Annotated in this window: 25 protein-coding genes; 11 read left to right on the top strand and 14 right to left on the bottom strand. The window is 61.8% G+C overall.

The features are described from left to right. The 3 genes from ACYVHT_RS17810 to ACYVHT_RS17800 all read left to right on the top strand — a co-directional run. The coding region (locus ACYVHT_RS17810) for a pyruvate dehydrogenase complex dihydrolipoamide acetyltransferase (RefSeq protein WP_460554992.1) at nucleotides 1–1,390 on the top strand (1,390 nt) is incomplete at its 5' end. Between the two features lie 135 nt (nucleotides 1,391–1,525). After that, entirely contained in the window at nucleotides 1,526–2,065 is a 540-nt protein-coding gene (gene hslV / locus ACYVHT_RS17805) for an ATP-dependent protease subunit HslV (protein WP_460554989.1), read from the top strand. Between the two features lie 158 nt (nucleotides 2,066–2,223). Further along, complete coding sequence (locus ACYVHT_RS17800) at nucleotides 2,224–3,195, top strand: deoxyhypusine synthase family protein (protein ID WP_460554986.1); 972 nt, start codon at nucleotides 2,224–2,226, stop codon at nucleotides 3,193–3,195. Nucleotides 3,196–3,261: 66 nt separating this feature from the next. Here the strand turns inward: ACYVHT_RS17800 and ACYVHT_RS17795 are convergent, their stop codons facing one another. Further along, nucleotides 3,262–3,618 (bottom strand): VOC family protein, encoded by a 357-nt coding sequence (locus ACYVHT_RS17795; protein WP_460554983.1) that lies wholly within the window; start codon nucleotides 3,616–3,618, stop codon nucleotides 3,262–3,264. A 113-nt stretch (nucleotides 3,619–3,731) separates the two neighbouring features. Here ACYVHT_RS17795 and ACYVHT_RS17790 point away from each other — a divergent pair, with 113 nt between their 5' ends. Then, nucleotides 3,732–4,148, top strand: a complete 417-nt coding sequence (locus tag ACYVHT_RS17790) for a helix-turn-helix domain-containing protein (RefSeq protein WP_460554980.1) — start codon at nucleotides 3,732–3,734, stop codon at nucleotides 4,146–4,148. Nucleotides 4,149–4,225: 77 nt separating this feature from the next. Beyond that, complete coding sequence (locus tag ACYVHT_RS17785; protein WP_460554977.1) at nucleotides 4,226–4,987, top strand: Rossmann-fold NAD(P)-binding domain-containing protein; 762 nt, start codon at nucleotides 4,226–4,228, stop codon at nucleotides 4,985–4,987. Nucleotides 4,988–5,089: 102 nt separating this feature from the next. Here ACYVHT_RS17785 and ACYVHT_RS17780 read toward each other — a convergent pair whose 3' ends face one another. From ACYVHT_RS17780 to ACYVHT_RS17760, 5 genes are all read right to left on the bottom strand, one after another. Further along, on the bottom strand, nucleotides 5,090–5,263 hold the full coding sequence (locus ACYVHT_RS17780) for a hypothetical protein (protein WP_460554974.1): 174 nt from the start codon (nucleotides 5,261–5,263) through the stop codon (nucleotides 5,090–5,092). A gap of 72 nt (nucleotides 5,264–5,335) precedes the next feature. Beyond that, a complete protein-coding gene (locus ACYVHT_RS17775; protein ID WP_460554971.1) occupies nucleotides 5,336–5,797 on the bottom strand; it encodes a hypothetical protein in 462 nt (153 codons plus the stop codon). Between the two features lie 59 nt (nucleotides 5,798–5,856). Further along, nucleotides 5,857–6,054 carry a hypothetical protein gene (locus ACYVHT_RS17770; protein WP_460554968.1) on the bottom strand — a complete coding sequence of 66 codons (198 nt, stop codon included), beginning with the start codon at nucleotides 6,052–6,054 and terminating at the stop codon, nucleotides 5,857–5,859. A gap of 102 nt (nucleotides 6,055–6,156) precedes the next feature. After that, on the bottom strand, nucleotides 6,157–6,381 hold the full coding sequence (locus ACYVHT_RS17765) for a hypothetical protein (RefSeq protein ID WP_460554965.1): 225 nt from the start codon (nucleotides 6,379–6,381) through the stop codon (nucleotides 6,157–6,159). Nucleotides 6,382–6,431: 50 nt separating this feature from the next. After that, complete coding sequence (locus tag ACYVHT_RS17760) at nucleotides 6,432–7,349, bottom strand: DUF58 domain-containing protein (protein WP_460554962.1); 918 nt, start codon at nucleotides 7,347–7,349, stop codon at nucleotides 6,432–6,434. Nucleotides 7,350–7,605: 256 nt separating this feature from the next. Between ACYVHT_RS17760 and ACYVHT_RS17755 the strand changes: the two genes are divergently transcribed. From ACYVHT_RS17755 to ACYVHT_RS17745, 3 genes are all read left to right on the top strand, one after another. Continuing rightward, entirely contained in the window at nucleotides 7,606–7,974 is a 369-nt protein-coding gene (locus tag ACYVHT_RS17755) for a DUF3276 family protein (protein ID WP_460554959.1), read from the top strand. 151 nt (nucleotides 7,975–8,125) lie between these two features. Next, on the top strand, nucleotides 8,126–9,226 hold the full coding sequence (ychF, locus tag ACYVHT_RS17750) for a redox-regulated ATPase YchF (protein WP_460554956.1): 1,101 nt from the start codon (nucleotides 8,126–8,128) through the stop codon (nucleotides 9,224–9,226). Nucleotides 9,227–9,420: 194 nt separating this feature from the next. After that, complete coding sequence (locus ACYVHT_RS17745; protein WP_460554953.1) at nucleotides 9,421–10,590, top strand: acyltransferase family protein; 1,170 nt, start codon at nucleotides 9,421–9,423, stop codon at nucleotides 10,588–10,590. Nucleotides 10,591–10,688: 98 nt separating this feature from the next. Here the strand turns inward: ACYVHT_RS17745 and ACYVHT_RS17740 are convergent, their stop codons facing one another. Then, nucleotides 10,689–12,155 (bottom strand): M48 family metalloprotease, encoded by a 1,467-nt coding sequence (locus ACYVHT_RS17740; protein WP_460554950.1) that lies wholly within the window; start codon nucleotides 12,153–12,155, stop codon nucleotides 10,689–10,691. 253 nt (nucleotides 12,156–12,408) lie between these two features. Here ACYVHT_RS17740 and ACYVHT_RS17735 point away from each other — a divergent pair, with 253 nt between their 5' ends. Then, nucleotides 12,409–13,302, top strand: coding sequence for a hypothetical protein (locus ACYVHT_RS17735; RefSeq protein ID WP_460554947.1), 894 nt, complete (start codon nucleotides 12,409–12,411; stop codon nucleotides 13,300–13,302). A gap of 61 nt (nucleotides 13,303–13,363) precedes the next feature. On the opposite strand, the gene ACYVHT_RS17730 is transcribed toward ACYVHT_RS17735, so the two are convergent. Further along, nucleotides 13,364–14,695, bottom strand: coding sequence for a DUF5103 domain-containing protein (locus tag ACYVHT_RS17730; RefSeq protein ID WP_460554945.1), 1,332 nt, complete (start codon nucleotides 14,693–14,695; stop codon nucleotides 13,364–13,366). Between the two features lie 176 nt (nucleotides 14,696–14,871). On the opposite strand from ACYVHT_RS17730, the gene ACYVHT_RS17725 reads away from it, so the two are divergent. Together ACYVHT_RS17725 and ACYVHT_RS17720 are read left to right on the top strand one after the other, a co-directional pair. Beyond that, nucleotides 14,872–15,510, top strand: coding sequence for a carbonic anhydrase (locus ACYVHT_RS17725; protein WP_460554942.1), 639 nt, complete (start codon nucleotides 14,872–14,874; stop codon nucleotides 15,508–15,510). 49 nt (nucleotides 15,511–15,559) lie between these two features. After that, nucleotides 15,560–16,507 (top strand): hypothetical protein, encoded by a 948-nt coding sequence (locus ACYVHT_RS17720; protein WP_460554939.1) that lies wholly within the window; start codon nucleotides 15,560–15,562, stop codon nucleotides 16,505–16,507. Between the two features lie 103 nt (nucleotides 16,508–16,610). On the opposite strand, the gene ACYVHT_RS17715 is transcribed toward ACYVHT_RS17720, so the two are convergent. The 6 genes from ACYVHT_RS17715 to ACYVHT_RS17690 all read right to left on the bottom strand — a co-directional run bounded on the left by ACYVHT_RS17715 (nucleotide 16,611) and on the right by ACYVHT_RS17690 (nucleotide 25,116). Next, nucleotides 16,611–18,521: an ABC-F family ATP-binding cassette domain-containing protein gene (locus ACYVHT_RS17715; RefSeq protein ID WP_460554936.1), complete on the bottom strand. Its 1,911-nt coding sequence runs from the start codon at nucleotides 18,519–18,521 to the stop codon at nucleotides 16,611–16,613. A 145-nt stretch (nucleotides 18,522–18,666) separates the two neighbouring features. Further along, a complete protein-coding gene (locus ACYVHT_RS17710) occupies nucleotides 18,667–19,551 on the bottom strand; it encodes a T9SS type A sorting domain-containing protein (RefSeq protein WP_460554934.1) in 885 nt (294 codons plus the stop codon). 190 nt (nucleotides 19,552–19,741) lie between these two features. Continuing rightward, nucleotides 19,742–20,836 carry a glycoside hydrolase family 43 protein gene (locus tag ACYVHT_RS17705; RefSeq protein ID WP_460554930.1) on the bottom strand — a complete coding sequence of 365 codons (1,095 nt, stop codon included), beginning with the start codon at nucleotides 20,834–20,836 and terminating at the stop codon, nucleotides 19,742–19,744. 56 nt (nucleotides 20,837–20,892) lie between these two features. Further along, entirely contained in the window at nucleotides 20,893–21,993 is a 1,101-nt protein-coding gene (locus ACYVHT_RS17700; RefSeq protein ID WP_460554927.1) for a glycoside hydrolase 5 family protein, read from the bottom strand. 60 nt (nucleotides 21,994–22,053) lie between these two features. Further along, nucleotides 22,054–23,079, bottom strand: a complete 1,026-nt coding sequence (locus tag ACYVHT_RS17695; RefSeq protein WP_460554924.1) for a glycoside hydrolase family 43 protein — start codon at nucleotides 23,077–23,079, stop codon at nucleotides 22,054–22,056. A gap of 3 nt (nucleotides 23,080–23,082) precedes the next feature. Then, a complete protein-coding gene (locus ACYVHT_RS17690) occupies nucleotides 23,083–25,116 on the bottom strand; it encodes a beta-L-arabinofuranosidase domain-containing protein (RefSeq protein ID WP_460554921.1) in 2,034 nt (677 codons plus the stop codon). Nucleotides 25,117–25,186 lie beyond the last annotated feature (70 nt).

The raw sequence follows: 25,186 nt of genomic DNA, 5'->3' as shown, positions 1-25,186 counted from the left end.
GCCGCCGCCCGCCGCTGCGCCGGCGCCCGCTCCGGCCCCCGTGCCCGCTGCCGCTGCGCCGGCCGCACCCGCCAACGGCAAGAAAGCCACCGTGGTGCGCATGCCCAAAATGAGCGACACCATGACCGAAGGCACCATTGCCAGCTGGTTGAAAAACGTGGGCGACAAAGTGAAATCGGGCGATATCCTGGCCGAAGTCGAAACCGACAAAGCCACGATGGAGCTGGAAAACTACGAAGACGGCACCCTGCTCTACACCGGCCCCAAAGCCGGCGAAGCCGTAGCCGTTGACGGCATCCTCGCCATCATCGGCGAAGAAGGGGCCGACATTCAGGCGCTGCTCGGCGGTGGTTCGGCCCCGGCCGCGGCACCTGCGGCCGCTCCGGCCGAAGCGGCTGCTCCCGCCGCTGCCGAGGCGCCGGCTGCCCCTGCTGCCGCCGCCCCGGCCAGCAACGGCCGTATTCTGGCCTCGCCGCTGGCCAAGAGCATTGCCAAGGAAAAAGGCATCAACCTCTCGCAGGTAGTGGGCAGCGGCGATAACGGCCGCATCGTGCAGCGCGACGTGGAGAACTTCCAGCCCGGTGCTACTGCACCTGCCGCTGCTCCCGCACCGCAAGCGGCTCCTGCTGCGCCAGCCCCGGCTGCGGCCCCGCAAGCGGCAGCCCCCGCCGCTTCGCCGGCACCCGCTGCCAGCGCCCCGGCCTCGACCGACACCTACACCGATACGCCGGTGTCGCAGATGCGCAAAGTCATTGCCAAGCGCCTCTCCGAAAGCCTGTTCACAGCGCCGCATTTCTATCTCACGATGGAAATCAACATGGACAAGGCCATGGAGGCCCGCGTGAAGCTCAACGAGTTGTCGCCGGTGAAGCTGAGCTTCAATGACTTAGTGCTGAAGTCGGCGGCTATTGCCCTGCGCTCGCACCCGGCTGTGAACTCCTCGTGGCTCGGCGACCGCATCCGGCAGAACAAGGTCATCAACATCGGCGTGGCCGTGGCCGTGGACGAAGGCCTGCTGGTGCCCGTGATTCGTAACGCCGACGGCAAGGGCCTGGCCGCCATCGCCACCGAGGTGAAGGAGCTGGCCGGCAAAGCCAAAGCCAAGAAGCTGCAGCCGGCCGAGTGGGAGGGCAGCACCTTCACCATCTCGAACCTGGGCATGTTCGGCATCGATGAATTCACGGCCATCATCAATCCGCCCGATGCCTGCATCCTGGCCGTGGGCGGCATCAAGCAAACGGCCATTGTGAAAGACGGCGCGCTGGCCATCGGCAACATAATGAAAGTGACGCTGAGCTGTGACCACCGCGTGGTGGACGGCGCCACCGGCGCGGCCTTCCTGCAAACGCTGAAAAGCCTGCTGGAAGACCCCATGCGCCTGATGATTTGAGGTAATTGATAAATCGTTGTCATCCTGAGCAGAGCGAAGGACCTTATCACGATTGAGCGGAATCGTTCAAGAAGCTTGCTGCCGTGATAAGGTCCTTCGCTTTGCTCAGGATGACCGTTTTTTAACCAGATTGTAATGACCAGAATTCGCTCTACGACCGTGCTCGGCATCCGCCACAACGGCGAAATTGCCGTGGGGGCCGACGGCCAGGCCACCATGGACAAGCACGTAGCCAAAAACAACGTACGCAAAATCCGCAAGCTCCAGGAGGGCAAGGTCGTGACCGGTTTCGCCGGCTCCACGGCCGATGCCTTTATGCTGCTCGACCGCTTCGACGAGAAGCTGACCAGCTACGGCGGCAACCTCAAGCGCGCCGCCATCGAGCTGGCCAAGGACTGGCGCAAAGACCAGTACCTGCGCAAGCTGGAAGCCATGATGGTGGTGGCCGACAAGGACGAGCTGCTCATCCTCAGCGGTACGGGCGACGTCCTGGAGCCCGACTCCGACGTGGCCGCCATCGGCTCGGGCGCCATGTATGCCCAGGCCGCCGCGCTGGCGCTCAAGAAGCACGCGCCGCACCTCACCGCCCGCCAGATGGTGGAAGAGGGCCTGCACATCGCGGCTGATATCTGCATCTACACCAATCATAACCTGATGATTGAGTCGCCGTCGTAGGCTAACCGTATGAACAACCAGAACGTCATGCCGAGCGTAGCCGAGGCATCTCGCGTGCCGCCACTAATTCTTTTCAACGATTGAATGACCAGCCCACGCGAGATGCTTCGGCTACGCTCAGCATGACCGTTCAGAGAATAAAAACCAATCCCCAACCCATGCAAATCACCAACTTCCTCAAGCACCATTACCGCCACTTCAACGCGGCTGCCCTCATCGATGCGGCCGATGGCTACAACAAGCACCTCGCCGAGGGCGGCAAAATGATGATTACCCTGGCCGGAGCCATGAGCACCGCCGAAATGGGTATCCAGCTGGCCGAGCTGATTCGGCAGGACAAGGTGCAGATTATCAGCTGCACCGGGGCCAACCTGGAGGAGGACATCTTCAACCTCGTGGCCCACGATTTCTACGAGCGGGTGCCCAACTACCGCGACCTGACGCCCGCCGATGAGCAGGCCCTGCTCGAGCGCCACATGAACCGCGTGACCGATACCTGCATTCCCGAGGAAGAGGCCATGCGCCGCCTCGAGCACACGGTGCTGAAGTTCTGGGAGAAGGCCGACCAGGAAGGCAAAGCCTATTTCCCGCACGAGTTTTTCTACCAGATTCTGCTCAGCGGCGAGTTGGAGCAGTACTACCAGATTGACCCCAAAGACTCGTGGATGCTGGCGGCGGCCGAGAAAAACCTGCCCATCATCTGCCCCGGCTGGGAGGACTCCACGCTCGGCAACATCTACGCCGGCCACGTCATTTCGGGCGACATCAAGAACGTGCACACCATGAAGACGGGCATTCAGTACATGATTTACCTGGCCGACTGGTACACCGCCCAGGCCACGGAGGAGAGCAAAGTGGGCTTCTTCCAGATTGGCGGCGGCATTGCCGGCGACTTCCCCATCTGCGTCGTGCCCATGCTGCACCAGGACTTGGGCCGCACCAGCGTGCCGCTGTGGGGCTACTTCTGCCAGATTTCGGACTCCACCACCAGCTACGGCAGCTACTCCGGCGCCGTGCCCAACGAGAAAATCACCTGGGGCAAGCTGGGCGAGAAAACGCCGAAGTTTATCATCGAATCGGACGCCACCATCGTGGCCCCGCTGATTTTTGCGATTGTGCTGGGGCAGTAATTGCTGCTTGAGTTACCAAAAAAGAGCCTGCCGCTGATGAAGCGGCAGGCTCTTTCCATTCTGGGTTTACATATCAGCCAGCACCTCCACCAAAATGCCGCCTGGGGCCCGCAGGTAAAACGTCCACGACCCGTGGAATTTGCGGGGTGGGTCTACTGCGAAGCCGTCGGCGGTCAGGCGCTGATGCAGCGCGTCAACTTGAGCCGGGCTTTCCTGGATGAAGCCGATGTGGAAATGCTCGGGGTAGGCGACTTCCGCCGCGCGGTCGAAATTGCTGAGCGTGAGGACCATGCCAGCATCGTCGCGTAGCACCACGAGGGCGGCGTTGGGCTTTGTGACGGCTTGCAGGCCGAAGTATTGCTCGAAAAAGGCCTGGGTTTGCAGCACGTCGCTGACGGCCAGGTTGAGGTGGTTGAGAATCATGTTTTGGCGGTGGGCATTAGCAAGTAAAGTTTCTAAATTTATTCAACGTCATAACCATTACAGGTCCCTTTTACTTCGATAATACGCTGCTTCAACACCAACTAGTACCACCCATGCCTACGCCCCTTCCCAAAAAACTCTTCGCCCGCCAGCACGAAATCACCGCCGATTTCCTGCGCGAGGTAGACCGGCACCTGGCCGACATCGTGGCCGGCCGGGCCACCGAGATGTTTGAAGTGCGCGACCTGGCGGCCTTGCTCTTCATCCACCCCACGCACCTGAGCAACACCATTAAGCTGGCCACCGGGCACTCGCCGTGCTACTTTTTCGAGGCCCGCATCATGGACGTGGCCCGCGAGCTGCTGCGCGACCCCGGCCGCTCGGTGGCCGACATCGCCGCCAACCTCACCTACGACCCCTCCAACTTCACCAAGTTTTTCAAGCGTTTCCAGGGCTGCACCCCCCGGCAGTACCGCGAGCAGGTGTGGGCCGCCCAGCGCCCCGAAAATGCGGAACGTGTCACCATTTAAACTGAACTACTCACCATAAACCCCGACGCCCCGGGCCAGACCTTTGCCTCATCATTCACCCCCAATCACTTGAACCGATGAGCAATTCCAAAATCGCCCTCGTCACCGGCGGCAGCCGGGGCCTGGGCAAAGACATGGCCCTCAACCTGGCCAAAAAAGGCCTCGACGTTATCCTCACCTACCACAGCCAGCAGGCCGAAGCCGAAGGCGTGGTGGCCCAGGTGCGGGCCGCCGGCCAGAACGCGGTGGCCCTGCAGCTGGACACGTCCAACGTGAGCGGCTTCGCCGCCTTCTTCGGGCAGGTGCGCGCCGCGCTGAAGGAAACCTTCGATACTGAGAAGTTCGATTTTCTTATCAACAACGCCGGCACGGGCCTCTACCAGGCCTTTGCCGAAACCACCGAGCAGCAGTTCGACGACATCCTGAACATCCACTTCAAGGGCCCGTTTTTCCTCACCCAGCAGGCCCTGCCGCTTATGAACGACGGCGGCGGCATCATCAACATCTCGTCGGGGCTGACGCGCATCGTCATGCCCGGCTCCTCCACCTATGGCAGCGCCAAAACGGCCATCGAAGCCCTCACGCGCTACCAGGCCAAGGAGCTGGGCGCGCGCCGCATCCGCGTGAACGTGGTGGCGCCCGGTGCCATCGAAACCGATTTCGGCGGCGGCCGCACCCGCGACAACAAGGAGATTAATGCCCACATCGCCAGTCTCACCGCGCTGGGCCGCGTGGGCCTGCCCACCGACATCGGCCCGGTGGTGGCCTTCCTCTGCTCCGACGAAGCCGGCTGGGTGAACGGCCAGCGCATCGAAGTATCGGGCGGGCAGGCCATTTAGCGTACCGCAGCGGCGGGCGCCTGGCAGCCCGGACACCAAAAAAGCCTTCCCACTCTACAGCGGGAAGGCTTTTTTTGGTGTGTTTACCTGAAATGCCGGCGGCTAGCTCCGTCCCGCCTGTCGCTGTCGGTACGAGTCGACCTGCTGCCGCAGTACCGTCAACAGGCTGCCGTAGCGCTGCCGGGCTTCCGTCTGGCTTTCCAGCCGTTGGAGCTGCGCGCTAATCAGCGCGGAGAAATCCTCGGTGGAGTAGGAGCGTTTGGGTGTGGTAGGCACGAACAAAGAGAACTAAGGGAGAGCTGCGCAGTATGGCCCGACAGCCTGCGGTATGTACGTAACCGGGCCAACCTAGGGTAAACGGAACGCGGGCCGGGCCGGGTTCCAGATGCCCCACGGAATCATGAGCAGCACGAGCAGCAGCGCAATGCCGAAGTAGATGAACAGCTTTTTGTGCTTGAGGGCATCATCACCGGCTTTTTTCATGGCAATGCGGCCCACCTGCGCCAGCGCGGCGGCAATAATCATCATCAGGGCGTGCTCCATGCCGAAGAAACGGGCGGTGGGGTCCTTCATGGCGCCGGCCTGCTTCATGGCAGTCAGGCCCCAGGGGCTGAGGCCGAAATAAAGGCCCAGCCCGATGAGCACCTGCAGCCACATAAAGCCCGAAAAGGCGGCGCTCATGCCGTTGTCGGCGCTCACGAAGGGGCGGCGGCCCTGCCAGCCCACGTAGGCGCGGTACACAGCAATGAGGCCGAAGATGAGCACGAACCAGCGCGTCCAGGAATGCAGAATAAGTAGGGTTTGGTACATAAAAAGTAGGGAAGAGGTAAGCAGAAAAGCAGTCAGTACGGTCGGCCGGGAGGGAAGGCCTATATGCCCGTCAGCAGGGCCAGGCGCTTCTTGTCGCGATGCACCACAAACATCACCACAAACAGCGACACATACGGCAGCGCGCACCCCACGCCAAACCACCGCCAGAACGAGCGGCCGTGGTTGTAAGCCATAAAAGCCGTCATGAGCGGCATGAAAAACAGCGGAGTCAGAATAACAACGAGGGCCTCAAGCATTGCAACAACTCAGGAATAGCGTATCGGGCAAAGGTACGGCTGCCGGGGCGTTGGGGCGGTATCGGCTGGGGGCGGCCCGCCCCCAGCCGATACCGGCCGGGGCTATTGCGAAGGCGGCATCCGGCGCTGCTGCTCGGCCTTTTCCTCGGCCCATTTCTCCCGCATGGCCATGCCCAGTGCGATAAATACGGACACGAACGGCAGCACCATCCCGATGGCAAACCAGCGCCAGAACGAGCGGCCGTAGTTATAAGCAATGTACCCGGTGATGGGCGCAAACACGAGCGCCGAAACCAGCAGAATCAATACGGTGCGAAGAATGAACACAGATGAGGAGTTAAATAATCGGGAAGGAACGTGATGCTGAAGCGGAGCCGCTACTTCGCTTTTCCCCGCTTCACCAGGTAGGCATAGAGCACCTTCTCGAACGGCTCGCGCACGTCCACGGGCACGAAATCGATGCGGAGCTGGCCGCAGCGCTGGGCCAGGGCCTGCTCGTAGGCCGTCATGGTGGCCTGGTATTGCTCCTTTATCTGGGAGGGCTGGAGCTTGATTTCGAGGCCGGTTTCCACGTCTTCGAAAATGTAGGGCCGCTCGGCAAACTCGAAATCGGCCTCCGTGGCGCGGTCCAGAATGTGAAACAGCAGCACCTCGTGGTGCTGGTGCTTGAGGTGCTGCAGGGCCGCCAGCGCCGCCTCCTGCTCGGCCGCGCCGCGCCCGAGCATGTCGCTGAACACGATGACGAGCGAGCGTTTGGGAATCTGCCGGGCAATGGCGTGAATGGTGCCGGCCACGTCGGTGCCCCGGCCCGATTTGGGCGCGGGCGGGCGGTCGAGCAACTGCTGCAGCGCCAGCAGCAGCGTGTGGCGGTGCGTGCTGGTGGAGCGCACCGGCGTTTGGAGCTCAATGATGTCGGCGAAGGTGACCAGGCCCACGGCATCGCGCTGGCGGGTGAGCAGCGTGGTGAGGGCGGCCGAGGCCAGGATGCTGAATTTCAGCTTGTCGTAGCCCGGCGCGGGGTAATACATGCTGGGGCTCACGTCGAGCAGCAGGTGGGCGCGCAGGTTGGTTTCCTCCTCGTAGCGCTTCACGAAGAGCTTGTCGGTACGGGCAAACACCTTCCAGTCGATGTGGCGCGTGCTCTCGCCGGGATTGTAGAGGCGGTGCTCCGAAAACTCCACCGAGAAGCCGTGGTAGGGCGACTGGTGCAGGCCGGTGATAAACCCATCGACGAGCTGGCGGGCCAGGAATTCGAGGTTTTCGAAGGAGCGGATGGAGGCGAGGTCGAGGGGCATGGGTGGAGTGAGGTAAGGCCTGCAAACGCCTGTCGTCCTGGGCGCGGCAAAGGACCTTCGCACGATTGAACAGTTTACAGCAAACAAACGGGTGCCAATGTGCGAAGGTCCTTCGCTGCGCCCAGGGCGACAGGCGCCCAAAGATACCCAAACACCGAGCCCGCCCTCCGCGTTTATCTTTACCACGCATTTCGTAAGTTAGGCCTTTCAACCAAACGCCCGTTTCTATTTCCCACTCATACCCCACCCAATTCCAGTGGACGACCGTCACGACCAGGAAGAGATTTATTCCCAACGCATTAAAGCCGGCAAGCGCACGTACTTCTTCGACGTGAAAGCCACCCGCGGCCAGGATTACTACCTGACCATCACCGAAAGCAAGCGCCGCCAGAACGGCGACGACTCCGTTTCGTACGAGAAGCACAAAATCTTCCTCTACAAGGAAGACTTCCTCAAGTTCGTGGATGCCTTGCAGGACGCCGTGGACTACGTGCGCGAGGAGCTGCTGAGCCCCGAGGAAGTGGCCGAGCTGGACCGCCCCCGCGACTACGACGACCGGGACCAGCCCCGCCGCGAATTCGACCGCCCCGCCTTCGACCCCAACCGGGCCGACGACGCCTTCTAGAAAGCCGTCGGCTGACCGCTGCTGGCTTTTAATTCTACGGCGCGAATGGATGAAAATCCGTTCGCGCCGTTTTGCGTTGGCCTAAGCCGTACCTTTGCGGCCGAATTGCCCGCAATTCAACACTCAACATTCAACACTCAACCCTACATAAATGGGCCTCCGCTGCGGTATCGTCGGCTTGCCGAACGTCGGTAAATCCACCCTTTTCAACGCGCTTTCCAACGCCAAGGCCGAATCGGCCAACTATCCGTTCTGCACCATCGAGCCCAACGTGGGCGTCATCACCGTGCCCGACGAGCGCCTGCAGATTCTGGAAGCGCTGGTGAACCCCAAGCGCGTGCTGCCCACCATCATCGAGTTTGTCGACATTGCCGGCCTCGTGAAGGGCGCCAGCAAGGGCGAGGGTCTGGGTAATAAGTTTCTGGCCAACATCCGCGAAGTGGACGCCATCATCCACGTGGTGCGCTGCTTCGACGACCCCAACATCGTGCACGTAGCCGGCGGCGTCGACCCCGTGTTCGACAAGGACGTTATCGATACCGAGCTTCAGCTCAAGGACCTGGAAAGCGTGGAGAAGAAGCTCCAGAAATCGGAGCGCAGCGCCAAGGCCGGCGATGCCGTGGCTAAGAAGGAAGTGGTGTCGCTGCAGAAGTTCAAAGTCGCCCTCGAAGCTGGCCAGAACGCCCGCGCCGTAGCCGCCACCGAAGACGACCTGGCCGCCATTGCCGACCTGCAGCTGCTCACCATCAAGCCCGTGATTTACGTGGCCAACGTGGACGAGGCCAGCATTGCCAGCAACGGCAACCACCACGTGGAAGCCCTGCGCGAGCACGTGAAAGCCGAAGGCGCCCAGGTGGTGCTGGTGTCGGCCGCCATCGAAGCGCAGATTGCCGAGATGGAAGACCCCGAGGAAAAAGCCCTGTTCCTGGGCGAGTACGGCCTCACCGAGTCGGGCTTGAACAAGCTCATCCGGGCCAGCTACGAGCTGCTGAACCTCATCACCTACTTCACCGCCGGCGTGCAGGAGGTGCGTGCCTGGACCATCCACCGCGGCGACAAAGCGCCCGCCGCCGCCGGCGTCATCCACTCCGATTTCGAGAAGGGCTTCATCCGCGCCGAGGTGATTAAGCTGCCGGATTACCAGGAGTATAAAACCGAAGTCAAAATCAAGGAAGCCGGCAAAATGGCCGTGGAAGGCAAGGACTACGTGGTGCAGGACGGCGACATCATGCACTTCCGGTTTAACGTGTAATTCCGAACGGGCTGACAACAGCTGTCCAGCTGAGCTTGCCAGTGCTTTTCACAATACCTCCCTGCACCTCAGCCGGGATAAGTGGTGAAAGAATCTGGCAGGCTCAGACGGACCGGTAGATTCATCAAATGATGTGCTGAGTGGTATTGGTCCCCGACCGGATTCCGCGGGTTCGTCAGATTTTATAATTGCCCATGGCCGATGTTTCGGTAGGTACACCCATTTCGCAAACCAAGCATTTATCTTATCTGGATGGTTTTCGCGCCCTGATGGCGCTGTACGTGGTGGTGCATCACGCGAGCCACTACTTTGGCCTTGATGCCGACGCCTCGCGGCCGTATCACCTGCTTTATATGTTAAGCAGCAAAGGGCATTATGCGGTAGATATTTTTATTGTTATTTCGGGCTATTGCCTGTTTTTGCCGGTTGGGCGCAATAATGGCGCTTTACGCGACAACTATTGGGGGTTTATTAAAAAGCGGGCCAGGCGCATCTTACCGCCTTACTACATTGCCACGACTGTATCAATATTAATCGTCTTCCTGCTGTGGTTAAGCAATAAGCAACCGGTCAGGCTGGAACCGCTGGATAAGATTACTGGATGGGATTTATTGACGCACCTGGTTCTGATACAGGACGCCTTCGTAGAAACCGCCAACTCGCTGAATCATGCGCTCTGGTCAATTTCGGTGGAATGGCGCATCTATTTTCTTTTTCCGGTAATTGTAGTGCTTCTGCGGCGGTTCAATGCAGTCACCGTTCTGGTCCTGGCCGCTGCAGTGGTGCTGGTGGCATTTACGGTAGCCCGCTATTTTGGCCTCAACTTAGGCATTACGGGCATTAATCCTCATTACCTGCTGCTTTTTATCCTGGGAATTATCGCGGCAAAAGCGTCGTATCTGACCGCTGATGCTGTCGATAAACGGCATAGCCTTATGGGCTGGTACGTAGTGTTTGGAATTCTGGCGCTGCTTACGGCCGTAGCGGATTGGAGAACGGAATGGGAGTCTTATGAAATAGATGTATTAGGCACTAACTATGTCCTGCTGGATGTATTAGTGGGCCTCTCATCGGCTTGTTTGTTGGTAATAGTAGCGCGTGGCGGTTTTTCCTATTTGCGAAAGTTGCTTTCCTGGCAGCCGCTTAGCCTCACGGGTACTTTCGCTTACAGCATCTACCTTATTCATGCGCCGCTGCTTGAAGCTATTTATGTCTATTTGCTGACTCCGCTTTATATTTCGCCATTTGCTGGCATACTGTTTATGGATGTGGTAGGGGTGGTGTTTATTATTGCTATTTCATACCTGTTCTATTTATTGGCTGAAAAACCATTTATGACCAAGAAAAAAACGGTTGCGGCTTAAGCAATATTTAATACCAGTAAATAGCGAAATACCAGATTCCGGGGCTGAGTTAAGGGGCTTATCTGCTGCCTGGCTCAGCCCCGGAATCTGGTATTTCGCTATTTGCCCACCACCTTATATAGCATGCCTTTGCTGAGCTTATCCGTGGTTTTCATGCCATTGAGAATGGCCAGCTCCTCGTAGCGCTTGCTCGGGATGCCAGCAGCGGCGAACGCCGAAGCCAGCGTCTGCGAGCCGGTGGCAGTGCGGATGTGCACGTGCTCGGGCTGACGGTTCAGCTTGTCGGCTTCGGTGAGGCGGGCGTAGCCTTGCGCGGCTTGCTGGAACTGCGGCGCATAGGTGCTGAACGACGCCGGCGCGGCCAAGCCTACGAAGGCATAAATGCTCTTGCCGTCCTGAATGAGCTGGGCCAGGACGTGGGCCGGCGTGCTGCTGGAGCTGGAGCTGGAAGCCTGCTGGTCGCCTTCGAAAACGAGGGCCGGGAAGCCGTTGATGGTGGTTTTGCTGGCATTGGCCGAGGCCAGGCCGATGGACTTGGCGAGGCTCTGGCCGGCTTCGTCCAGCGAGCTGCCGCTGGCGCCCAGGAACACCAGCAGGGCCTTGCCGTTGGGTTCCTGCATCTGGAACTGCTCGGGCGAGTTGTTCGATTTCCAGCCCGAGGGGATGGGGAAGCGGAATTTCAAATCGGGGTGGTAGAACACGCTGTTTTCCACGAAGCCTTGGCGCGGGTCTTCGCCGAAGGTCAGGCCCTCAATCTGGCGCAGGTACTGGTCGCGGTTCACGGCCAGCGCCCGGTTGCCGACGGACTGCCGGGCCTGGGCAGCTAGCTGCTTCACGCGGGTGTAGCGGTCGGCCGAGTTGGGGTGGGTGCTCAGGAAGGTGGGAATGCTGCTGCCGCTCTGCTCCTCGGTGCGCTGCAACGTCTGGAAGAAATCGGCCATGTAGCTGGCGTCGTAGCCGATTTTGGTGGAGTATTTCACGCCCAGGCCGTCGGCTTCGTTCTCGTCGTCGCGGCTGTATTTCAGCATGCCCAGGCCTACCACCTGCTGGGCAATGCCGCCTACCGACTGCATCACGCGCGGAGCCAGCACCTGGCCCAGTATCATTGCGATGCCGATGCCGGTGCTGCGCGTCTGCTGCTTCTTGCCGTGCTGGGCCGTGATGTGGCCCAGTTCGTGCCCGAGTACCCCGGCAAACTGGGCTTCGTTATTGAAGTAGGCCATGATGCCGCGCGTGAAATAGACGTGGCCATCGGGCGTGGCGAAGGCGTTGATGACCGGCGAGTCGACCACGGTGAAGCCGTAGTCGCCGGGGCGGTCCGATACGGCCGTCATCTGCTTGCCTTTGGCGTCGATGAGGCTTTGCAGCTTGGCGCTGTTGTAGAGGCCGAACTGGGCAATGACGGCCGGGTCGGGTTTGGCGCCCTGCAGGGGCCGGGCGGTCGGAGTGGCGGGCGCAGCAGGGCGGCGGGCGGCCCAATCGGTAATGGTGGAAGAGCTGGCGAGCGGCAGCAGCAGGGCAAATAATGCACCGGTGCGCAGGGGGCGAAGCGAAGAAGAATTCATGGGAATAAATAAAGCGGAATTACCCGGTGAAGGCGACGAATGGGCTTGCAACGGTGGCGGGCCCGGTGCGGTTGCGCTGGGGTTGCTCATGATGAAAATGGCCTGAAGCAACCCACGGCCACAGCCAAACGCCAGGCACGCCTACGCCATTTTCCTGCCAAGTTGCGAACAGCCGCCGCGCTTTCACTCAAAACACACCTGCGGCGGGGTAGCATTGCGGCCGTTGTCGTGCCCGTACTTCCCCTGTAGCTCAATGCGTATTCTCCGGTTTTGGCCCGTTGGGCTGTCAGTAGCTTTTTTGTTGGGGGCGTGCAGCCGCCAGCCCACGGCCAGCAGCGCCAGCCGGTTTGCGGCCGCGCCGCCGGTCATCGACGGGCAGGCTGCGGAGTGGGCCGACTCGCTGCATTATGACCCCACCAGCAAGCTGCAATACCAAGTGCTGAACGACGGCCGCATGGTGTACGTGCGGCTGAAAGCGGCCGACCCCATCACCCAGGCCAAAATCGTGCGCCTCGGCCTCACCGTCTGGCTCGATACCACGGGCCGCAACCAGCACCAGTTTGGCGTGCACTACCCGCTGGGACGCCCGGCCGCCGGCCGCGACGCGACCAGCGAAACTTCTTCCCGCCCCGAAAATGCCGATGCATCAGCCCCAGACCGGGAGGCGGCCCGCCGGGCCCGCACGACCAGGGCCCTGGCCGAAATGACCGAAATGGAGCTGCTGAACTACAAAGGCAGCAAGGAGCCGACCCTGACCGACGCGCAATCGCAGCTGGGCGTGAAAGCGGCCGTGGCGCTCGATGCGCAGGATGACCTGCTGTACGAGCTGGCCGTGCCCCTGCGGCTGCTCTATCACAAGCTGCCGGCGCTAGCCACCGGCCAGAAGGCCGTGGTTGGTGTCATGCTGGCCGGTGGCAAGCTCACCATGCCCAGCCAGGGCGGCGGGGGCGGCGGCATGCAAGGCGGGGGAATGCGTGGGGGCGGTGGTATGCGCGGCGGCGGTATGGGCGGTGGAATGGGTGGTGGCGGCGGTATGCGCGGCGGTGGGGGCATGCGCGGCGGCGGCGGTGGCCGGGGCGGCTACAGCGGCGGGCAGCAAATGGCCCCGCTGGCCCTGAAAACCAGCGTAGAGCTCAGCGGGAAATAGCATTCAGCGGCGAGTGACAGGCTTTGTCAGATTGCCAGGCTATAACTGGCTGGGATATAGCCTACTGCCGGCTGTTCATGTCCACCGACTTGTAGCCGATGAGCAGGTCGGCGCGGGTGCCGGGCGGGCGGTAGTACACCAGCAGGTCGTACTGGTTTTCGGTTTCGTAGTGGCTGCCTTCGAAATACACCTCGTTGGGCGGCGTGCCCTGCGCGCCGGCCACGGCGAAATCGTAATTGTAATAGCCTTGCTTGAGCAGGGCGTGGCCGGTATAAAGCTGCCGGGCTTCGTCGTAGGTCATCTTGAACTCGTCCTTGAGCTGCCAGTCGCTGAGCGCCCCAAACACGTACACCGGCCCCGGTGCGGGCTGGTCGGCCTTTAGCTGGAAGGTGACGTTGGCGTAGTCGGCGTTGGTGGCCCCGTTGCCGTATTCGCGGCTCTCGAACACGCGCTGGCCGTTGGAATCCACGTATTGGTTGTAGGCGGTGAGGCTGCGCGACACTTCCGGCAGCAGCTCCACGGTGGTGACGGGCTGGGCGCGCGGGTCTACGTGCAGCACGCCCAGGCCCACCGTCTGAATGGAGCGGGTGTCGAAATACCGGTACTCGCTGAGGCCGGGAAAGGCGTTTTCGAAGTTGAAATACTGGTAGTCGAGCCGCCGCTCGGTGTCGCGCACAAAGGTGGGATGCAGGTTGTACTTGGCATTGTCCCAGCGGAAATTCTGGCGCAGCACCACCTTCACCTCCACGGCCGGGTTCACCAGGTCCACGCTGCCGTAGCTCACGCTGAAATCGAGCTGCTGCATGGTAAACCGCTCCTTGCCGCCAATGACGATGCCGGGGGCCAGGCCCACCTGCACCTGGTTTTCGTACACCAGCAGCCGGCGCGAGAGCAGCGGCACCCCGGCCGGCGTTTGCACCACCCACAGGTAGTTGCCGCTCAGCTTCACCTGCGGGGCCCGCGTTTTGTAATGGAAATACGGCGCTTTGGTGCCCGTGCCCACCCGGTAGTCGGTAATCAAAAACTCGTTTATCTCGCTCAGAAACTGCATATCCGTCAGCACCGAGGGCTGCCAGTTGGCGTCGCAGTGCACGAGCTTGGTGTTGAAGCGCTGGCTTTGCTCGCCCAGCACGTCGAACTCCAGCGTGATGGCCGGCGTTTGCCCCAGCGGCACCACCGGCGGCTGAAATACCTCATTCACCTGGCCGGTGGCCATGTAGCACTGCACGCTCCGCACATCGGGCGAGTAGGTGTAGTCCTGGTAGCGCAGGGTTTTGTCGGCGTAGTATTCGGGGGGCTTCTGGGTGCCGGGCGTGGTGCTGGTGATGGGGGTGCCCAGCGGCACACAGGCGGCTGCCAGCAGCAGGAGGGAAGCGAGGGGAAGTAAGCGCATGGCACGAAAGTACGGCCCGGCCGGAAGGATTGGGCCGGCCCGGCCCCGCGCCCCGGGCGGGCGGCCCACCCCGGCCCGGAACCGTTTTCCCCCGTTATTTTACGCGGTGAACACTGCGGCCCGGTCTCCGACCTGCCGCCCCGGCAACATTCCCACCCCCTTCAAAAACCCATTCCATGCGCGTACACACCCAGGAAACCCAGGCCAGCCTGACCCCCGCCACGGCACTGCAAATTCTGAAAGAAGGCAATAGCCGTTTCGTGAATAACCTGAAAGCCAACCGCAACCTGCTGGAGCAGGCCGGCTACACCGCCGACGGCCAGTTCCCGTTCGCCGTTATCCTGAGCTGCATCGACAGCCGCACCTCGGCCGAGCTGATTTTCGACCAGGGCCTGGGCGATGTGTTCAGCGTGCGGGTGGCCGGCAACATCATCAACGAGGACATTCTGGGCAGCATGGAGTTTGCCTGCAAGGTGGCCGGCTCGAAAATTATTGTGGTGCTGGGCCACTCGAAGTGCGGCGCCATCAAAGGCGCCTGCGACCACGTGGAAATGGGCAACCTCACGGCCCTGCTCAACAAGATTCAGCCGGCCGTTTTCAACGAGAAAACCGAAACGGAAAATCGCAACTCCGGCAACCCGGATTTCGTCGAGAAAGTAGCCCTCATCAACGTGCAGCGCACCGTGCAGGCCATTCAGGAGCGCAGCCCGATATTGAAGGAAATGATTGATAAAGGCGAAATCGGCATCGTGGGCGGCATGCACGACATTGCCAGCGGCCGCGTGGCCTTCCTGGAGGAGAAAGCCGCCGGGTAGGCGGCCTGCCGGCTCCCTCTACCGTTTTCGCCGTTACTTTGGGCATATGATGCGCCGACTACTTGCCCTGCTGCCGTTGCTGTGCCTGCTTGCCGGGCCCGGCCGGGCCCAGCGCGTGCGCATCACGGGCACGGCCCGGGTACCCAACAAGCCGTACAACACCGTATTCGTGACCGTTAACGATTCGATACGGAAAATCACGCGGGCGCCCGGCTTCGACCTGGCCACCGAAGTCCGGCTCAGTACTGATTCGACGGTGCGGGCCCGGGCCAAGGACGGCGGCCGGTTTGTCATCTGGGCGCGGCCCACCGATTCGCTCTTCTTCGAAGCCTACCACGCCATCCGGCAGGTGCACCGGGTGGCCGATTTGCTGCAGCGGCCCGCCATCCTCATCGAGCTGCAGCCCGAGCCATGCGTCCCATACGTGCCCTGCCGCGACACGCTGCCCCGGCACTATGCGTTCATCGGCCAGAAAATTGGCGTCGAATACGCTAAGCACGTTTATTACTGCGACCGGTTTTCGATGGACTCCAAATTCCAGGCCCGCTACCAGGTGCTCGGCAACGTGTACGGCCGGCTGCCCGGCGATACCGTGCAGTTCACGGCCTACGACCATTATGGCATGCCGCAGTTCAGCAAGCACCAAACCGTGCTGTTGTTTGTGAGCGAATACTGCCAGGAGCTGATTCATCAGAAATACCAGTATTTCCCCCTCTACAAAACCACCGACAACCGCTGGGCGGCCCCCTTTCCGGCCGAAGCCTACGCCACCCGGCCGGGGGCTTCCATCCTGAAGCCGCACCGGCTCAGGTTCCGCGAGCCGGTCGTTACCGACCTCACCGATTATGACCCGGCTTTGGTAGCGAAGCGTTTTCCGCCGCCGTATTACCGCATCGAAAACCACCAGGCCATTGCCGAATACGGCAGCTACGTGGACGAGCTGCTGGAGCTGGAAAAGCAAACCGTGCTCAAAGCCCGCGGCGTGGTGTTGAAATAGGCTGCCGCCCGCGCCGATACGTCGCACCCATTCCAACACTAAAAAGCCTCTCCCGAAGCGCAGTGCTTCGGGAGAGGCTTTTGCTTTCACGGCAATTCTGGCGCTACACCTCGGCCAGCATTTCCCAGCGGTCGTTCAGCTGCGCCAGCTCCTTCTTCACCTGCTCGAACTTCATGGTCGCGTCCTTGAGCTGGGCGGCGTTGTCGTAGATTTTGGGGTCGGCGAGCTGCTTCTCGTAGCCGGCCAGCTCCTTTTCGAGCACGTCGATTTTGGCCTCTACTTCGGCCAGCTCCCTGAGGGCTTTCTTCTGGTCGGGCGAGGAGGTTTTGGCGGGCGTGGCCTCGGCTTTCTTTTCCTCCTTGGGCTGCGGCTTGTTGGCCGATGGCGAGGGCAGGCCGGCTTTTTTGGCGGCTTTCTCGCGGTCTTCCTGCCACTGCTCGTACTCGGCGTAGGTGCCGGGGTACTCCTTCAGCTGGTAGTCTTCGATAAACCAGATTTTGGTGGCCACGTTCTCCACGAAGTAGCGGTCGTGGCTGATGACGATGAACGTGCCTTCGTACTGTTCCAGGGCCTGAATCAGGATGTTGACCGACACCATGTCGAGGTGGTTGGTCGGTTCGTCGAGCAGCAGGAAGTTGGCTTCCGAAATCAGGGTTTTGGCCAGGGCCACGCGGCTTTTCTCGCCGCCGCTCAGCACCTTGATTTTCTTGAACACCTCCTCGCCCGTGAACAGGAACGAGCCCAGCACCGAGCGCAGCTCCATGTCGTTGCGCTTCGAGCCGGCCTCGCTCATCTCCTGCAGAATCTCGTTGTCGAGTGTGAGCGACTCCAGCTGGTGCTGGGCGTAGAACGACATAATCACGTTGTGGCCCAGCTGGTGCTTGCCGGCGGTGGGCGCCTCGGTGCCCGCCACCAGGCGCATGAGCGTCGATTTGCCCTTGCCGTTGGCCCCGATGAGGGCGATTTTGTCGCCGCGCTCGATGTGCACGTTGGTGTCGCGGAAAATCAGCTTCTGGTCGTACTTTTTCGTCACGTGCTCCATGCGCAGGATGTGGCGGCCGGGCTCGACTTTGAAGGTGAACTTCATGTTGATTTTGGCCGCGTCCTGGGCCACGTCCTCAATGCGCTCGAGCTTGTCGAGGGCTTTCACGCGGCTCTGGGCCTGCTTGGCCTTGCTGGCCTTGGCCTTGAAGCGCTCGATGAACCGCTCGGCCTGCCGAATCTGGGCCTGCTGGTTCTCGAAAGCGCCTTTCTGGATGAGGTTGCGCTCCTCTTTCTCTTCGAGGTAATAGCTGTAGTTGCCGGCGTAGGGCACCAGCTTGCCGCCCAGCACTTCCACGGTGGTGTTGGTGGTGCGGTCGAGGAAGGCGCGGTCGTGGCTCACGATGATGACGGCCCCTTCGTAGTCGGCCAGGTAGTTCTCAATCCACTTAATACTCGGCAGGTCCAGGTGGTTGGTGGGTTCGTCGAGGAGCAGGAGGGAGGGCTGCTGGAGCAGGATTTTGGCCAGCATCACGCGCATGCGCCAGCCGCCCGAGAAGCTTTTCAGCGGCTTTTGCAGGTCTTCGGTGCTGAAGCCCAGGCCTTCCAGGATTTCCTCGGCGCGGGCCTGCATGGTGTAGCCGCCCAGCGCCTCAAACCGCTCCTGCATGGTGGCCAGCTTGTCCACCAAATCATCGGAGTAGTCGGTTTCAAACAGCACCAGGATTTCGTCAATCTTCTTCTGCAGCTCCAGCGCTTCCTCGAAGGCCTGCATGGCCACGTGCAGAATGCTCTCGTGCGTGTCGTAGCTCAGCAAGTCCTGGTTGAGGAAGCCCAGCGTCACTTCCTTGCTCATCGAAATCGAGCCGCCGTCGGCCTTGTACTCGCCCACGAGCAGGCGCAGCAGCGTCGATTTGCCGGTGCCGTTGAGGCCGATGAGGCCGATTTTATCCTTGGGCTTGATGTGCAGGCTGGCGTTGTCGTACAGCGTGCGGGAGCCGAAGTGGAAGTCGAGGTCGGAGATTGAAATCATGGGGTCGGGGTATTCGGGGGCAAAGGTACGGCCGCTGCCGTGGTAAACGCTGCCGTGCCCGACCGATATAAACGGCCGGCCAGGCACAAAAAATCCCCGCAGCCGGCGCTACGGGGATTCTCAGACGCTTAAAAAAGGGCCGGATTTATTGCTTCACCACTTTCAGGGTACGGGTGCGGTCGCCGTCCTGGTAGCGGGCCAGGTAGAGGCCGGCGGCGAGGTTGCCGAGGTCGAAGCGGGCTTCGCGGTTGCGCACGGGCAGTACCTGCAGGGTGCGGCCGGTGTGGTCGAGCAGGAGCACGGTAGCGGCCGCGCTGGCCTCGGCAGGGGCCTGCACGGTGAGCCGGTTGGCGGTCGGGTTGGGATAGGCATTCACGCTCAGCGCTTCTTGGCCGGGCAGCGTGGCCGTTACGGTTGAGTTGATGCTGACGCCCATTACGTTGAGCGCCCCGAGCGTAGCGGATTTCGCGATGCCGATGCTCTGAATCGGCTTCGCGGCATTGGCGGCCAGCAGCGTGAGGCGGAATTCGTAGAGGCGCGGGTCGGTGGTGCTGTTTTGGATGACGTTGTTGTCGCGGCCCACCCGGCCGAAGCCGCGCAGGGCGATGTTGCTAGTGCCCGAAAACCAGTCGGCCGCCGAAAGGCCCGTGAAGACCTGCGTGGTGCCATCGGTGAAGGTGACCGTGGCGGTGAAGGCGCTGGCCCCGTTGCCCGACGTCGCCAGCAGGTACACGTCCGATGCCGCCCGCGGCGTCGGAAACGTCAGCGTGCCCGAGCCCACGCCGTTGATGCGCAATGAGTTGTTGGCGCTGTACGAGGCCAGCTGAAACGACAGCCCGGTGGTGTTGGCGCTGGTGAAGAGCCCGCTGGCCGGCAGGAACGAGGTGGGGGCCACGCCCGTGGAGCCGATGAACGTGGGCGCCATAAAGTTAAAGCGGTTGCCCACCGCGCCACCGTCCACGTCGTCGGTGGTCGAGGAAATGACGGTGCCGGTGCCGTTGGCCACCACGTCGGCGTTGTACCCCGTCACGGCAACCGGCAAAAAGGCTGCTTGCGAAGTGACGGCAGCGCCCAAACCAAGGGCGCTCAGGAAGAGTGTGCGAAAAGGAGTAACGGTTATTCTCATAATCAAAGAGGTAAGTGGAAAAGCATGTTTCCTCCAAATTTAGGCGGAAACACGCTTTTTCCATAGATATGCAGCAGGTTTTGTGAGGTTCCGGCTACTTTCCTCTTGCCGAGGGCTGCGCTAGCGTCTGCCCCACCGGCACCGGCAGGCCAAAATCGGGCGTGCCATCGGCGCGCCAGGTAAAGGGCTGCATGCGCGGCGAGCGGAAGCGGCCGCAGCCCTGGCCGGGCTCGTCGTTGGCGTGGTAGAGCAGCCAGTTTTCCTTGCCATCGGGCGAGGTGAAGAAGGAGTTGTGGCCCGGCGCGTATACCTTATTGGCGGCCGACTGCTGAAAAACCGGCTCCGGCGACTTGGTCCAGGATGCCGGATTCAGCACGTCACTACTGACTGAGGCCGTGAGCATGCCGAGGGCGTAAAAGTCGGTCCAGCAGCCGCTGGCCGAATAAATCAGAAAGAGCTTGTCGCCGTGGCGCAGCACTTCGGGGCCTTCGTTCACATCGACGTGCGGCGGGTCATTCGGGTTTTTCAGGTCGCCGTGCTGCTCCCAGGCGTAGGTCGAGCTGGAGACTTTCACGCGCGGGCCGGCCAGCTCCCAGGGGCTTTTCATGGGCGCGAGGTAGATGCTCTGGCGGCCGTTGGTGTCGCCCTCCCAGCCCGACCAGATGAAATACAGCTGGCCCTTGTGCTCAAACAACGACCCGTCGATGGCCCACTTATCGTTGGCCGGGTCGGCAATTTTACCCCGGTCAATCCAGGTGCCTTGCAGCGGGTCGGGCGAGCTGTTTTCGAGCACCCAGAGGCGGTGGGTCTGGTTGGTGCCGGCATCGGCGGCGTAGTAGAGGTACCACTTGCCGCGCAGGTAGTGCAACTCGGGTGCCCAGATTTCGCGCGAATTCGGGCCGGTGGCAGGTGGCGTCCAAACTACCTTTTTCTCGGCCGTTTTCAGCTCGGCGAGGCTCCTGGTTTTCCAGAGCGTGAGGTTGTTGCCGGTGGTGTTGGTGTAGTAATAGTAGCCGTCGTGGTAAATCGTCCACGGGTCGGCTCCGGAGGGCAGCAGCGGGTTGGTGAACGTGGCCGCCGGGGCCTTTGTGGCGGCGGTGGTCGCCGTCGTGGCCGGGCTCATGGGCCGGGCGCAACTGCCCAGCAGCAGCCCGAGGCTCAGTACCAAATTGAGAGAAGAGCGCATCATTGCAGTTACCTGAAAAATTCAGGGCCAGCTTAACGGCCGGCCCTGAATCGTGTCAACTATTTAGTATTCATCTTCTTGATGAAATCGGCTTCGTCCTGGCGGTAGGGCGTGCCGTCTTTGCGGAACACCTCGTGGAACCACTCGTTGGGCTCACTGCCGTCGGCCAGCGGGGTATCCCAGGCGTACTTGGTGTTGGTTTTGCCATCGACCAGGCCCCAGTTGATGGCGGCGATGTGGCGCTTTTTCAGCATGGGCAGGATGTTCACGAAGCGCGAGTTGCGCGGGCGGGCCATGTACTCGGTGCAGATGAGCGGCCGGCCGTGCGTTTCCAGCAGCTCGGCCACCCGCTCGTGGGCGGCGGTTTCGTCGTAGTTGTGGTAGGTGATGACGTCGGAATGCAGCGCCTGATACATGTTTAACTCCTTGAAACCCCAGTTCCAGAGGCCCATGCTCAGCGGCTGGTCGGGGCGCACGGCGGTGGCCCAGGCAAAGGTGTTGCGCACCAGCGGCAGCGACGCATTGACTTTGCCCGAGTTGCCGGGCTCGTTATACAAGTCCCAGAGCAGTACGCGCTTATCGTGGGCAAAGCTCGTGAGCACGTCAGTCACGTAGGGCTTCAGCTGCATGAAGGTGGCCGAGTCGCGCGAGGCCGGGTCGCCGGGGTCCTGCATCCAGCCCGAGTTGTGCACGCCGGTTTTGGGCGCGGGCTGGGTGCCCACTTTGGGGTCCTTATTCCAGCAGTCGTCGAAGAAGACAAAGATGGTCTGAATGTGATGCTTATCGGCAATGGCGAGGTAGTCGCCCATGCGCTTTTTGAAGCCGGCCGGGTCTTCTTTCCAGGCCAGGTTGTGCAGGAATACCCGCATGGTGTTGAAGCCGATGCCCTCGGCCCAGCCCAGTTCCTTGTCGATGGTGGGCGCATCGAAAGTGGCCGCCTGCCACATTTCGAGCTGGTTGATGGCCGTGCTGGGGATGAAATTGGCGCCCGTCATCCACGGATGGGCATTGTACCAGGCGTTGGCTTTGGCGGCAGACCAGCGCGTGTCCTGGCCCATTGCCGGGGCAGCAGCCGTGCCTTTGGTTTTAACCTTTTGAGCCTGAGCTGCCGGCGAGCCAAGCAGCGCCAGCCCGAGCAGCAGGAGCGAAATTTTTTTCATGCGAACGTGGTGAAAGAAAAGTTGGGGGAGAAAATAAAAATCAAGGAGAAAAAGCCGCCGCTACTTGCCCGACGGCACCGGCTGCGGCGTGCTCAAAGCCGCCGGCACGCCGAAATCCGGCGAGCCATCGGCGCGCCAGCCGAAGCGCTGGGCGCGGGCGCTGCGGCCCTCGCACTTGCCATCGGCGGCGGCTTTGGCGTGGTAGATAATCCAGTTTTCGCGGCCGTCGGGCGAGGTGGTGAAGCCGTTGTGGCCGGTGCCCCACACGCCGTTTTCGGGCGAGGGATGAAACACCGGCTCCGGCGTTTTCACCCACGATTCGGCCTTGAGCGGGTCGGTGCCGGAGCGGGCCGTGAGCATGCCCAGCGAGTAATTATCGTCCCAGCAGGCGCTGGCCGAGTACACGATGAACAACTGCCCCTTCCTGCCGGCCAGAAATTCGGGGCCTTCCAGAATCTGGCGGCCGCCGCCCTTTTCCCAGGCAAAAGTGGGCCGGGCAATGATGGTTTCGCGGGTGCTGTCAATCGTCCAGGGGTTGCGGAGCGGGGCAATGGCCAGCACGCTCTGCGGCCCCACGTAGGCCGAATACAGGAAATACTGCTTCCCGCCGTGCTCAAACACCGAGCCGTCGAGGCCTGAGTATTTGGTGTTTACGCGGCCCTTGTCAACCCAGGTGCCAGTGGTAGGGTCGGCGCTGCTGTTTTCCAGCACAAACACGTAGCGCGTGGCGTCGCTGGGCTTGGCCTTATCGGAAGCCGTGTAGTAGAGGTACCATTTGCCGCCGAGGAAATGCAGCTCGGGCGCCCAGATTTGGGTGGAGTTGGGGCCGGCGGCGGGGGGCGTCCACACTACCGCGCCGGTGGCTTCCTTCACGCCTTCCAGCGTGCTGGCTTTCCAGAGCGTGATGTTTCGCCCCATGGTGTTGGTGTAGTAATAAAAGCCGCCGCGCCGGATGACCCACGGGTCGGGCCCGTTCACTTTCAGTGGGTTAGTGAAGGTGCGGCCCGAGGCGGGGGCCTGCGCCAGTGCGCCGGAGGCACCGCCCAAAAGCAGGGCAGCCGCAAGGGTAAGTTGACGTAAAATCATAGCTCAGGGAATGATGGGAAGGGCCACGACGCGCAGCTTGGTGCAGCCGTAGGGAATGAAGGTGAGGGTTTCGGAATTGGCATCCACGGGGCCTTTATAGATGCCGTCGCGGGGCGTCACGGGCTGCGGAGCCACGCCTTCTTCGAGCTGCCAGGTGGGCAGGCGGCGGCCACTCACCGTGATTTCGATGGGCGCGTTGGCGGTGTTCCAGTAAAAGCCGTCGGCGCTGGTAGTCAGCTGCTTCAAGGTCACAGTAGTAGCGCGCACCGGGTCATCAACCACGGCGCGGGGCAGGCCGTAATTCCACGGACTGAGGGGCGCGAGGGTGAAGTAGCGGCCTTCGTCGGGGTGCTGGCTTTCCTGCCACTGCTCCTTGATGCGCAGCGCGTACACGAGCGGGCCGCGCTCCAGCGTGCGCGAGTTGCGGGCCCAGCTGCTGGTGCGCACTGGCATGGGCAGGCGCAGGGTGAGGCGGTCGGCCTTGCGCCAGGTGCGGCTGATACTGATAATCTGCCCGCCCTTGTCGGTGCGCAGCGGCTGGCCGTTGAGCAGCACGGTGGCCTCGGCGCACCAGCCCGGTACGCGCAGCGCGAGCGGGAATGCGGCAGGCTTTTTCAGGTCCACCACAAAGTTGACTTCATCGCCAAAAGGGTAAGTGGTTTCTTCCCGAATGGTCACCGGCACGTTGCCGTTCACGCTTGCAGTCAGCGTGTTGGGGGCATACTCCAGCGCGGCCAGGCCCTGGGCCGGCGTGGCGTACCAGAGGTGTGTGGCGAATTTGGCCCAGCCCTGGTGCATGTTCTCGGTGCAGCAGGTGTAGCCCGCGTAGGGGCCAAACACGTTGTTCATGCCGTGCTCGAAGGGCAGCGAAAAGTTGAACACGCCGCGCTGCACCTGCACCTGGTTGGCCACCTGGAAATACTGGCGGTTTTCGAAATCGTCGGAGGTCTGGGTGGGCAGCGCGTTGTAGGCAATGCGCTCCAGCGCGTCGAGGTAGCCCGGCTCGCCCGTGATGGCGGCGGCCTGCTCCAGCGAAAACATGGTTTCGACCACCGCACACAGCTCGCTGCCTTGGGTGGGCAGGTTGCCGTGCAGGTCCTCATCGGCCGAAAACATGCCGTTGGGCAGGCCGTGCAGGGTCATAATATCCTTCCAGCCCGTGCGCAAGGCCCGGGGCAGCGCCGGCTGGTCGGGGTGGGCCTGGGCGTACACCACGGGCAGTTTCAGGCCCAGGCCCACGTTCACGCCGTGGCGGTCCATCCAGTGGGCGTCGGTTTGGTTGGCGGCGGCCTCCATCACCCAGTCGCGGTTGCCGAGCAGGGTGGTCCAGGGCGTGGTTTGCTGGTACAGCAGCTCGCCCAATTCACGCAAAAAGGGCTCGCCGGTCTGGCGATACAACCAATACACGACCAGGAGATTATCGCCGCCCCGCACGGTGCTCCACTCCGTCCACCGGCCCAGCGGGGCAGCTTTCAGATTAGCCAGCTGGTAGCGGAAATACCTGGTCAGGAAAGGGATAACACGGGCATCGCGCGTGGCCTGGTAGTGCTGCTGCATCACTTTGAGCATCACCATGCGCGGCCACCAGTCCTGGCCCTGCGCGCCCTGGATATCCAGCAAATGCCCCGCCTGCTGCTCCTCTTTGGTAAGCGGCCCGAAATAACCCGAGGGCCGCTGGTTGGTAATCGACCAGTCGATGTAGCGCCGCACCTTGGCTAGCAGCGGTTTATCGGCCAGCGCATACGCCAGTGGCACAGCGCCATCGAGCCAGTAGGGCGTGGCCTCCCAGTTGTCGCCGGTGCCGCCCAGCCAGCCGTTGCGTTCGCGCAGCTTGGGGAAGGTTTCGTCGAGGTGGCCGGTGGTGTGGTCGCGCATAATGCCCAGGTGCGTGCGCAGCCAGCCGGCCGGCCGGATGGCTCCCGGCGCCAGCTCCTCGTAGGCCAGCGGGGCCAGCGGCGCGGCCGACTGTGCCAGCACAGGGCTGCCGCCAGGCAGCAACGCAGCCAGCGACCAGCAGGCACGGGGCAACAGATTCATGGGCAAAAGCGCGGTGGGTGGGAATGGATGCCGCGAAGGTAGCAAATACATGCAAACGTTTGCGTGTATT

The organism is Hymenobacter daeguensis, from assembly GCF_054780555.1.
This window is presented reverse-complemented; position numbering and strand designations above follow the sequence as displayed.